Source organism: Cyclobacterium plantarum, assembly GCF_011290685.1.
In the GTDB taxonomy this organism is placed as follows: Bacteria; Bacteroidota; Bacteroidia; order Cytophagales; family Cyclobacteriaceae; genus Cyclobacterium; species Cyclobacterium plantarum.
The window spans coordinates 940,898-953,188 of the sequence record NZ_JAANYN010000002.1 but is presented as its reverse complement, the minus strand read 5'-3'; the positions used below and the strand labels follow the sequence as shown (position 1 = coordinate 953,188).

The following is a 12,291-nucleotide window of genomic DNA, read 5'->3' as shown; positions in this document are numbered from 1 at the left end:
ATATATCATTTGAAACGGAAAAAACCGCATGTGGGATTTTCAGTTTTTTTCCATGCTTCACAAGAAAATAGACTTAAATTGCGCCCAGTTATAAAAAATCAGCAATAAATAATTTTTGTTCATGTCAGATGTGAATCATTATTCAAAGATAGCCAGCGAGTTGGGGGTTAAAAATGATCAGGTGGTCAGTACTGCCGGATTATTGGATGAAGGTGCCACCATTCCCTTTATCTCCAGGTACAGAAAAGAAGTTACCGGAAGTTTGGATGAGGTGCAGGTTGCCGCTATTCGGGACCGGCTCCAACAACTAAGGGATTTGGAAAAAAGAAAGGAAGCCATTATCAAATCCATTGAGGAGCAGGGGAAATTGACTGAGGATCTTGAGGCCAGGGTTTTGGCGGCGGAAACCATGAGTTTACTGGAGGACATTTACCTTCCCTACAAGCCGAAACGGAGGACAAAAGGTACCATTGCCAGGGAAAAGGGCCTGGAGCCATTGGCCAACCAGATATTTGCTCAGGAACGCCTTCAGCCGGAAACCATTGCCAAAGATTTTGTGGACGAAGAAAAGGGTGTGCAAACCGTTGAGGAAGCCTTACAGGGAGCAAGGGACATCATGGCCGAATGGGTGAATGAAGATGCTGAAATAAGGAAAAATTTACGAAAGCTGTTTATTGAAGAAGGGAAATTTACTTCCAGGGTAATTCCCGGAAAGGAGCAGGAGGCCATGAAGTACAAAGATTATTTTGACTGGGAAGAGCCCATCAAATCTGCTCCGTCTCATAGGGTCCTGGCCATGAGAAGGGGAGAGAAAGAGCTTTTTCTGATGTTGGATACAGGGCCACCGGAGGCAGCAGCTCTGGAAGTAATTGAGAAGAGGGTTATAAAAGCCAATAACCTCTGTGCCGAGCAGGTAAGTTTGGCGATAAAGGACGGGTACAAACGGTTATTAAAACCGTCTATGGAAACCGAAGTCAGGCTGTATTCCAAGAAAAAGGCAGACGAAGCTGCGATAAAGGTATTCACTGAAAACCTGAGGCAACTGCTACTGGCTTCTCCATTGGGTGAAAAGTCCGTAATGGCCATAGATCCCGGATTTCGAACAGGATGTAAATTGGTTTGCCTGGGACCTCAGGGGCAGTTGTTGCAAAATGAGACCATTTATCCCAATGAACCTCAAAAGAAGACCATGGAGTCAGGAGCATTGGTAAAATATTTGGTGGAAAGGCACCAGATTGAGGCCATTGCCATTGGAAACGGTACTGCGAGCAGGGAAACGGAGCTGTTTTTTAAAAATATTGGTTTGCCACCGGAAGTACTCATTGTAATGGTCAATGAAAGCGGGGCTTCCATCTATTCTGCTTCTGATGTAGCCAGGGAAGAATTTCCTGATTATGATCTGACCGTAAGAGGAGCTGTTTCCATAGGAAGAAGGTTGATGGACCCGCTGGCAGAATTGGTAAAAATTGATGCCAAATCCATAGGCGTAGGGCAATATCAACACGATGTAGACCAGACTGCCCTGAAAAACTCCTTGGATGACACCGTAATGAGTTGTGTAAATGGAGTAGGGGTGGAAGTGAACACGGCATCCAGGCAATTGCTTACCTATGTATCCGGGCTTGGGCCCTCGCTCGCACAAAATATTGTGGCATTTAGAAATGAACACGGCCCCTTCAAAAGCAGGGAAGATATCAGAAAAGTACCCCGGTTGGGAGATAAAGCCTATGAGCAGGCTGCGGGGTTTTTGAGGATCAGAAATGGCGCCAATCCATTGGATAGTAGTGCTGTCCATCCGGAAAGGTATGATTTGATTGAAAAAATGGCCAAGGATATGGGCGTTTCTGTGGAGCAATTGATCAAAGATGATCAGTTGGTCCAAAAAATTCCATTGTCAAAATATGTGGATGAACAAGTAGGCCTTCCCACCCTTCAGGATATTCTTGAGGAATTGGGTAAGCCTGGGAGAGACCCCAGGGAGCAGTTTGAAATATTCCAGTTTCAGGAGGGAATCAATGAAATGAAGGACTTGAAAGTGGGAATGGAATTGCCCGGAATTGTGACCAATATCACGCAATTTGGTGCCTTTGTGGATATTGGCGTCCATCAGGATGGCCTGGTTCATTTAAGTCAGCTTGCAGATCGATTTGTAAAGGATCCAAAAGAAGTGGTTACAGTCACTCAAAAAGTTCAGGTGACCGTTATGGAAGTGGATTTGCTGAGAAAACGGATTGGTTTGAGTATGAAATCAGATCCATTTGCGAAAGCTACTCAGGAAAATAAATCAGAGAACCCTGGTAAAAAACGCAAAACAAAAAAGAAAGAAGAAAATGAAAGTATGGCGGAGAAATTAAATTTACTGAAGCAAAAATTCGGTAAATAAGTGAATGCAACTGCCCTGAAAGGCCCATGTTCATAAATTGAGCATGGGCTTTTTTTATCAAAAAATTGAACCCAAAACGGTGATCATGAATTGATTATGTGATTTTTTAACGAAAGCCCCTGTTAAGATGATTTAAACAGAATAAAATATTTAAAATAATAAATTATACAATAAAAAAAATTATATAAGAACCATTAATTTTTTGCAGTAAAAAAAATACCTTAAAAATGAGTTTTTATTGTTTTATTAAAAAAATATAGGTTTAAAATAAACTATAAAAATTGAAAAAAGTATTTTGAAATTAAAATATGGATTAAAATAAACCATTATTTGTTTTTAGAATCAAAAAATAAAAATAATTAAATCAACTAAAAAATATTAAAAAAACATTAAAATATTTAATAAAACATATAATTAAATGTATAAAATTTAAATAAAAAAATAATAAAATATCAAAAACAAATATCATTTATATATTTCGTTTTATTGACTATTGTGAAAAATAATTTGGTAAATTTTTCTAATCCGGTTTCCTGTTTTATATTTATCTCGAATTGTTGGAATTAGGGTTCCATTTAAGCCATCTTTTCCTGTAAAGACAATTTTATCCCCAAAGTAACCTTTTCAGACTTCCCCAAAATCAACCGCTTGGGCCGGCCGGTGTTTATCCGGTTATAATCTTAACTTATTAACCATTAACAACATGATTAAAAAATTTACTCACGCAAAGGAAAGGAGTAATGGCATGACCAAACTCCTCCTTGGATTGATGATCCTATTCGGGTCAACATTGATTAATCCGCTCTTTGCACAAGAGCGGTCAGTATCTGGAAAGGTAATTGATGAAAACAAGCAACCTATTCCGGGAGCAAGCATATTGGTGAAAGGAACGACCAAGGGAGCCGCGACTGATATTAACGGGGAGTTTTCACTTTCCCTGTCAGGAACCGAAAACCTCCTGGAGGTTTCTTTTATTGGTTACGACAAAAAAGAGGTAAAAGTGGGAAATCAAAGTGAATTGACCATCTCTCTTTTACCCGATGAAACAGCTCTATCTGAGGTAGTTGTTACTGCCTTTGGAATGGAACGGGAAAAGAAGGCGTTAGGCTACACTACACAGGCGGTAGAGGGTAGCCAAATCGCAGATGCCCGCCAGCCGAATATAGCCAACAACCTTTCCGGCAGAATTGCCGGCGTACAGATCAATAGCAATTCCATGCCCGGTAGTAGCTCTCATATTGTTATCAGGGGATCTTCTTCAGTAGCAGGAAATAACCAGCCATTGGTGGTGCTGGATGGTGTTCCATTGGAACAGTCTTCAGACAGGAGATATGGCGGTGGATTGTCAGAGATCAACCCTGATAACATCAAGGAAATAAACGTTCTTAAAGGAGCTACTGCGGCAGCTCTTTATGGATCCAGAGCAGCCAACGGTGTGATCATGGTTACTACTAAGGATGGTTCAGGTGCTAAAGGCATTGGTGTGGAATACAACACCAACATGACTTTTGACAGACCATTGGTAGAACCAGGATTGCAAAATATTTATGGTGGAGGTATCGGGTACAGGACCTGGTATGTGGACGGAAGAAATGGTTTTGATGCGGATGGGATTCGCGGTACAGCCGGAGTGGACGAAAGCTGGGGGCAGCCCATGGATGGTACCGAGGTGCCCCTTTGGTACAGTGCCCCGGGAAGAGAGCCTCTATTGCCTCAACCTGATAATTTTCAGCAGTTTTGGGAAACGGGCAGGAGTATGACCCATAACATTGCGGTGGCAGGTTCCAATGAATCCGGTAATTTTAGGTTGTCAATGGGCAGACTTGACCAGTCTAGTATCATGTACAATAACAACTATTACAGGAATAACTTCAAGCTCAATGCGGGATACAACTTTACCGATAAGTTGAGCTTCACTGTCAGTGCGGAATATGTGAAATCGGGATCTGATAACAGAAGATACACAGGAAGTCAAGATTTTATTTGGGCGCACAGACATACAGACTATGATAAGCTGAAGAACTGGGAACAATATTATGACATCCAAAGAGAAACTTTCCGACCTGGTGACGACTATCCCTACGCCAATTGGCAACATGAATATTTTACCAATCCTTATTTTCTTCAGGACCGCTATCCTAATGCCAACGAAAAAGATAGGCTGGTTGGAAATATAGCGGCTACCTACAGTTTTACAGATGACCTTAAGGTAATGATCAGGTCGGGTACTGACTTCTGGACCGATAGCAGAACTGATGTGACAAGTGTTGAAAGAACCAAAAATTTTGTGCGAATTCTGGGAGCTTATACAGACACCCAAATGACCAGTCAGGAAACCAATAGTGATATTATCCTGACCTATAACAAAACTTTGGATAACGGATTTTCGCTCAACCTCCAGGGAGGGGCCATCAACAGGACCAATAATTACCAAATGACAGCAGTAAATGTCAGGGAATTGACCATAGATGGCCTGTACAACCTGGGCAACTATGCCAGTCCCGTAGTGCCCTCGAGTGAGATCAGAAAGCAGGTAGTAAATAGTGTTTTTGGTTCCGCTCAATTTGGTTACCTCAATTCCATATTCCTGGATGTAACGGGAAGAAATGACTGGTCCAGTACATTGCCCGTAAACGGCAATTCCTTCTTTTATCCTTCTGTGGCTTTGAGTGCTGTGCTTACAGATTTGTTTAGTGTACAAAGCAACTTCCTTACTTTCGCTAAAGTGAGGGCCAGTTTGGCGCAGGTAGGAAACGATGCAGATCCTTATTTATTAAATCAGGTTTTTGCTTCTCAGGGCCTTTGGGCCGGCACTACACCTGCATATGCAGCGGCTGATGAAATCGCCAATAGAAACCTGAAACCTGAAATTACCACAGGACAGGAAATTGGTTTGGACATGAGGTTTTTGAATGGAAGGATTGGTTTGGACTTTACTTACTACCACCAGTCTACCACCAACCAGATTCTTGCCGTGGCCATATCAAGGGCATCCGGATATCAAAGTCAGATTCTGAATGCCGGAGAAATTACCAATCAGGGGATTGAATTAATGTTGACAGGGTCTTTGTTGCAAAATTCAGGAGGATTAAACTGGGATATGGCATTAAACTTTGCCAGAAACCGGAATCTTGTAGTGGAATTGGCTGAAGGTCTTGAAAACTACACCCTGGGTAGTCAAAATAGTTTGACTTCAGAAGCCAGAATCGGACAGCCTTACGGAACACTCTATGGAAGAAGGTACCTGCGGTCTCCGGAAGGTGAGATTGTTTACAGCAATGGTTTGCCACAACTTGAAGCCGGTACTTTTCAGCTCGGAAACATTCAACCGGACTGGATTGGTGGCTTGTCAAACACTTTCTCCTACAGAGGATTTACTTTTGGTTCATTGATAGATGTAAGAATGGGTGGAGACCTGTTTGACGTTGGTACCGGCCTGGCCCGTAAAACAGGGCAGTATGTAGAAACTGCCATTGGTAGAGAAGAAGGGGTTATCGGTCAAGGTGTGAAAAACGTTGGAACGGATGAAAGCCCGGTTTATGTAACCAATGACGTGATCGTCGGTGCCCAACCCTTTTGGAACGCCCAAAATCCCAGGACCTATCACGAAGCAGGGATTTTTGACGGGTCTTTTATCAAACTGAGAGAATTGTCTCTGGGTTATAGTCTGCCACAATCCCTGCTATCCAATACCTTTCTTCAAAGTGTCAGGTTATCTGCAGTGGGAAGAAACCTTGCGATCCTATTCAGAAACCATCCCCATCTGGATCCCGAATTTGATGGAAAAGGTGGCAATGCCCAAGGTTTTGGATATGGCGAAATGCCTTCTACCAGAAACATAGGCTTTAACCTGAATGTATCCTTTTAAGCGATTTCCAACCTGGTAAAGAAAATTACGATGAAAAGATTAAAATTTATACCATATACCCTAATGTTGGGCCTATTCCTTCTGGTCGGTTCCTGTACAGAGGAATTTGAAGAAATCAATACAGATCCTAACAACCCAGTTACTATTTCTCCTGCCCTGTTATTGCCTAATGCCATTCAGGTATCCGTAGACAGATACTGGGGGCATAGTACGCGTTTTGAAAGATTGAATATCGATGCAGCCATGTGCTGGATCCAGCATTTGGCAAGAAACATTTATATCAATGCTGAGGGAGATACCTATGAAATCCCCATTACTGTTTCCACCGGGACCTGGGATAACTTGTATAACAGTTCTTTGGTAAATCTGGAACAGGTAATTGAATTGGCCGGTGAAGGTGGAGCATTTCAAAACCGCAATTACGAAGGTATAGCCCTGGTTATGAAAGCATTTACCTTTTCTTATTTAACAGATGTCTTTGGACCAATTCCTTACTCCAATGCCTTAAAAGGGGCGGCAGATGAACCTGTCAATTCTCCGGATTATGATTCCATGGAGGAAATTTATGCCGGTGTTTTGGAAGATTTGAAAATGGCCAATGAAAAGCTGACAATAGGAGGTCCGGCCGTAAATGGAGATATCATGTTTGATGGGGACATCTTACGCTGGAAAAAGTTTGCCAATTCCCTGAGGATCAAATTGGCCAACCGTCAGGCTGCCAAAAAGCCCGCAGAATCCAGGGCCATCATGCAGGAAATCCTATCCTCACCTGAAACCTTTCCTATCTTCACAGGGAATGATGACTATGCACAGCTCAATCATGCCAACGTGATCGGAAGCAGAAATAAAATGTTTGATGTTTTTTCTACTCGTTCTGACTGGAATATCAGCACTACCTTGGTAGATAAATTGCTGGAGTTGGATGATGATCGCATCAGTGTTTATGCCTTGCCGTTGGCGGACGGTTCTTTTGCCGGATTGCCAAATGGATTAACAGATGCGGCTGCATCTTCCATATCTGCCTCTACCATAGGACAGAAGTTTCTTGATCCCGAAGCACCAAGTATTTTGATGACGTATTCGGAATTGATGTTTATACTGGCTGAAGCTGCTCTTGAAGGAGATATTGCAGGGGATCACATGGATTACCTGGAAATGGCCATCAGCGGTTCCTTCGAACAGCATGGTTTGGAGATGCCGGCTGATTATATTAGCAGATTGGGAAATGTAGATAAGGAAGCCATCATGACACAAAAGTGGATTGCCTTGTTTGGTCAGGGTATAGAGGCCTGGACAGAATACAGGAGAACAGGTTTTCCTCAAATGCCAACACCTGATCCCAACGCTATTTTTGTAAACGATGGGGTACTGCCTACAAGAATTGAGTATCCACCTTCTGAATATTCATTGAATATGACCAATCTTGAAGAAGGAATACAAATGCTGGGTGGGGGAGATAATATGAGAACCAGGTTGTGGTGGGCGGAATAATAGCCCTCCCATTTATTTTACTCAGCTAAATGAAAATCATTCATAATCAATTGAATACAAATCATGAAAAACTTATTAAATAAAATTGCCTTTCTGGGTTTGGTTGTGTCGGCATTTTCTTGCGTAGATGCGGTAGAACTGGCCACGCCTAATGTCGCCTCTCCCGTTTTGGTGGTCCTCGAAGGAAATGAATTTGAGGCCAGCACCGGTGTTGCTGTTGCTGGTTCTTTTTATGAACTTGACAAAAGCGGAATTCTGGATCGGACCGCAGGCATTGATTCTATCCCGGTTTCCGGGTTGGAAATAACAGTCTTCATCAATCAGACGGAAGAAGTAAGTACTTTAACTACCGATGCACAAGGTAAGATCATGTTTGAAAATCCATGGACTTCCCTAGGGGTGGCAACACCAAGCTCTGGCACGCAGATCAGATTGGAATTTGCAGGTACTTACAATGATATTGCCTTCAGACAATACCATAATGTGCGTGTAAAATAAACCATCAAAAAGTAGGACAGTGTTCCTTAAGTGAGGGATGTTTTGTTTTGGTAAAAGTCTTGTTCAAATATTGGTATTGTATATCTATATGGAAAGGACAGGTAAAACCCGGAACAAAACATCCTTTTTCTTATTTTAGTCTCATCAATTAATTTTAACCACTTAACACCAAATCAATCATGACAAAATTAAACAGAAGAAACTGGCTTAAATCAAGTCTTACAATGGCCGCGGGCCTCATGTCAATGGGTTATGCCGGTGCGGCTTCCGGATCAGCTGCTTCTTTGGCACCTTCTTACCTTCCAAAAAAGGACAGGTATGCCAGGCTAACCTCCAATGAAAATCCTTTCGGCCCATCCCCTTCGGCCAAGAAAGCACTTAAAGCTGCTATTGATGATTCTTTCCTTTACCCCAGAGAATACAGGCAGACCCTGATTGAATTGATTGCAAAAGAAGAAGGAGTAAGTGAAGATCATATTTTGCTTGGAGCCGGATCCAGTGAGCTATTGCATGCTGCAGCCAGGGTATATGGCGGAGCAAAGGGTAAGGTTTTATCCGCCGACCCCACCTACACATCCCTGATCAGGTCTGCCGAAATGATGGGCTCTGAATGGATCAAAATTCCATTGGACAAAAATTTCGACCACGATTTGTCTACCATGGAGTATAAAGTAAAACCAGGCGTTTCTTTGGTCTATCTGGTGAATCCAAATAATCCAACAGGAAAAATAATGACTGGTGAAGAGATCATTGGTTTTTGTAATACGGTTTCCTCCAAAGTGCCTGTATTTGTTGATGAAGCTTACTGGGATTATATGGAGAATCCCAAAGGGTCTACCACCACAGCCTGTATCAAAGAAGGAGCAAATGTAATTGTCGCCAGGACATTTTCTAAAGTACACGCCTTTGCTGGTTTACGAGTAGGTTATTGCATTGCTCAGCCGGAGGTCATCAAAGAGTTGGCCAAGGAAGGCCCCAGAAATACCCTGAGCGGCCCTTCAATGAGTGCTGCTACAGCCAGTTTGGTGGATTATGATTTTATCAAATATTCTGTTAAAATGAATAATGAGGGTAAGAAATTTGTTTATGATGTTTTGGAAAAGACAGGTCATGATTATTTTCCCTCCCATACCAATTTCATTTTATTTCCCATAGCCATGGATTACGCAGATTTTAAAAAGAAAATGCTGGATAATGGGGTAGGAATAAAAAGCATGAATGTGGGCGGTCAGGATTATTGTCGGGTCAGTATGGGTAAAATGGAGGATTTGGAAATGTTTGCAGGGGCTTTTCAAAAAGTCATCGGTACCACTATAAACAAATCCTAAATCGGGCTGAAGTTTCTTGATGTAGCCTTATTGAACAATAATTGGTTCTGTTTATAAAGCAGTCCTCTTTTTTAGGGGACTGCTTTTTTACTGTATATAGGGAAGAAACATATCTTGAGGGATTGCGAGCGTTAAAAATCAGGTTATTAATAAAAAAAGCAGCTTTTCACCCGAAAAGCTGCTTTCTGCGTTTACAGAGGTAAATCTGATCACATTGTAAAATTAACTGTTAGTGGTTTATTTTTTTATGAAGAGTGTGTTTCTTTTTCCAATGCAGGCTCATATTCGATAAGGTTAAACCATTTCAACAACGGTTTAATTATCCCTAAACCTATCAATACAAACCCTACCAACAAAAGGGTGGTAGATGAAGCGAACAATTCGCCAAAGGAAAAAACCGTCAACATGATAAGTGTGGAAAATGGAAGAGAACAAGCCAATATGTTTACTGCCAGTTCCATATCAAATGTTTTATTCCTTTTCTTATCATTGCCCTGTTCCAGAGCAGTAACGGATGCCATATGTGCAAATGGCCAGAAGCTTATGGCACTTTGTGGAAATACTACCAGAACCAGAATTGCTGCATAGGATAATTGAGGAGCTAATAGTAATATCGTACCACTCAATAAGAAGGTTAGCCCGGATCGGATCATTAATAACCCGGCGATTTTTCTAATTTGTTTCCAATTAAATACCACCGCGATTCCTATGAAAATCAACACCAAAGGAGTCATCAGATTGCTTAGGGTACTGATGGCAGTAGACATAAATACCGGAAGATGTTCTAAATGAATTCCCAGGCTGATCAATACCAAGGCAAGTATAATCACGATATTAATGGGCTCATTAACCAGGGACAGCAGCAGGGATTTAATTTTTTCCCCATTGCCCACCTTGATGTCATTGTTGATTTTAAAGTACCAACTCATGGCGATCATGTAGGCTATAACCAGAACAAATATTTTGTTTCCAATATCAGCCAATGCACCCCAGGCCAGCGCATCGTCTCCGAGATATTCTATCAGAAAAGGAAAGCAAGATAAACCTGGTGCCAATGAAGGAAACAGCAACAAATAGGTTCTGTAGGACGGAGAATCTTTTTCTAAACCAAATAAAGGCAATGAAAATTTTAATATAAAGTATAGTGTGAAATTGAAGGCAAGTGCCATAATAGGCAATGCCAGTAAATCCCATTGTACTTCCGCCTTTAACAAAGCAACGAATATAATGGCAGGTAGCGCGACGGTAAGGATTATGGTTTTTAAACCTTTTTGCTGTGCAGGATCTTTTAGTTTTTTCCTTAATAAAAACCCGATAACCAATAGCAATAGCAAGGAAAGCGTCTTTTGGACAGCTAAGTTCATAGGAATTGATTAGTTTGTTAGTGAGTAAAGTGGGTGGTTATTTGGGGGCTATTGCTAATCAATCAATAATAATCAGGTGGTGGCTGTTTTTAAGGCATCCACAAACAATTTCATCTCGTCCATGGTACCCATACTGACCCTGCACCAAGGTGAGTCTGCGATAGAATAAACCCGTATGCCTACACCCTGGTCCATCATTTTTCCTGCGAATGCTTTACCTTCCTGCTGAATAGGAAAAATCATAAAGCTGGTATGGGAAGTAATGGGGTCAAATCCCATAGACTTCACCTGATCTAAAGTGTATTCTTTTGATTCTTTGTTCCATTTTCTGCAGGATGCAATGAATTTTTCATCTTTTAAGCTTGCAATGGCACCTTTAAGAGAAGTGACGCATAGTCCCATTGTACCTCTAACCATGCTGGTAATGGACTTGATCCGCTCCTCAGTGGCTACCAAATAACCTACCCTAAGACCTGCCATACCGTGAATTTTAGAAAATGTTCTGGCTACCATTACATCATGACCTGCCTGAACCAATCCCACCATGGTGTGATCTTCTGGCTTTTCCATAAATTCCAGGTAAGCCTCATCTACAAAAATGGGACGCTTTTTGGAGGCGCTTTTACAAAATGTTTTCAATTCAGAAGGATCCGTGATGGCACCCATTGGGTTATTGGGATTACACACGTATAGTAGCCTGGTCTCAGAATCGATGGCACTTTCCATCGCATCCAGGTCATGGGAATAATCAGCTTTTAAAGGAACCGCCTTCCAATCTCCACCCATTGCTTTGGCAGTATTGACCAAAGACATGTACGAAGGGTCAGCGGAAATGACATTTCCTCCCTTTTGACACAATACTATAGCAGTTTTTTCCAACATATCGGTAGATCCTGGACCGAGCATTATGTTTTCGGGTTTAACGCCCTCTTTTTCTGCGAGCATGTCTATCAGGTATGCTGCATCTCCATGTCCATAGCGGTTTCCCAGGCTAATGGATTCGGCGATGGCTTTCTGAACGCTGGAGGAGGGGCCAAATGGATTTTCATTGGCCAGAAGCCTGGCCTTCATTTTTACATCTTTATACATGGGATTCATTTCCCACAACATACTTTCGCTGCTCCAGTTCTTTGTAGATATGGAATTGGTTTTTGCTGAGAGGTTTCCGGTTATCAACGGTAACGAACCTAAACCCAAAACGCTGGTTTTTAACCAGTCCCTTCTGTTAAAATTTTTCATAAGTCTACTTGTGTAAAGTGGTTAATATTTTGGTTTAAATTTACACCAAATTCGAATGAAAAAAAATAAAAACATAAAAAATAGGTCTGTTTTTAATTCATTAAAATTATTTTGTGTATA

At 41.6% G+C, this 12,291-nt stretch carries 7 protein-coding genes; 5 read left to right on the top strand and 2 right to left on the bottom strand.

Annotation, left to right across the window (positions count from 1 at the left end; translation table 11 throughout):
- The first annotated feature begins 121 nt into the window (after positions 1-121).
- The 5 genes from G9Q97_RS07900 (at position 122) to G9Q97_RS07880 (ending at position 9,568) form a co-directional block, all read left to right on the top strand.
- Positions 122-2,383 carry a Tex family protein gene (locus G9Q97_RS07900; protein ID WP_166145055.1) on the top strand — a complete coding sequence of 754 codons (2,262 nt, stop codon included), beginning with the start codon at positions 122-124 and terminating at the stop codon, positions 2,381-2,383.
- A gap of 703 nt (positions 2,384-3,086) precedes the next feature.
- Positions 3,087-6,251 (top strand): SusC/RagA family TonB-linked outer membrane protein, encoded by a 3,165-nt coding sequence (locus G9Q97_RS07895; RefSeq protein WP_246255494.1) that lies wholly within the window; start codon positions 3,087-3,089, stop codon positions 6,249-6,251.
- Positions 6,252-6,281: 30 nt separating this feature from the next.
- Positions 6,282-7,742 carry a SusD/RagB family nutrient-binding outer membrane lipoprotein gene (locus G9Q97_RS07890; protein WP_166145052.1) on the top strand — a complete coding sequence of 487 codons (1,461 nt, stop codon included), beginning with the start codon at positions 6,282-6,284 and terminating at the stop codon, positions 7,740-7,742.
- A 63-nt stretch (positions 7,743-7,805) separates the two neighbouring features.
- Positions 7,806-8,240 carry a hypothetical protein gene (locus tag G9Q97_RS07885; RefSeq protein WP_166145049.1) on the top strand — a complete coding sequence of 145 codons (435 nt, stop codon included), beginning with the start codon at positions 7,806-7,808 and terminating at the stop codon, positions 8,238-8,240.
- Between the two features lie 179 nt (positions 8,241-8,419).
- The gene (locus tag G9Q97_RS07880; protein WP_166145046.1) at positions 8,420-9,568 is read left to right on the top strand and encodes a pyridoxal phosphate-dependent aminotransferase; all 1,149 of its coding nucleotides are present in this window, start codon (positions 8,420-8,422) and stop codon (positions 9,566-9,568) included.
- A gap of 245 nt (positions 9,569-9,813) precedes the next feature.
- On the opposite strand, the gene G9Q97_RS07875 is transcribed toward G9Q97_RS07880, so the two are convergent.
- Positions 9,814-10,932, bottom strand: coding sequence for an AEC family transporter (locus G9Q97_RS07875; RefSeq protein ID WP_166145043.1), 1,119 nt, complete (start codon positions 10,930-10,932; stop codon positions 9,814-9,816).
- Positions 10,933-11,004: 72 nt separating this feature from the next.
- On the bottom strand, positions 11,005-12,171 hold the full coding sequence (locus G9Q97_RS07870; protein ID WP_166145040.1) for a pyridoxal phosphate-dependent aminotransferase: 1,167 nt from the start codon (positions 12,169-12,171) through the stop codon (positions 11,005-11,007).
- Positions 12,172-12,291 lie beyond the last annotated feature (120 nt).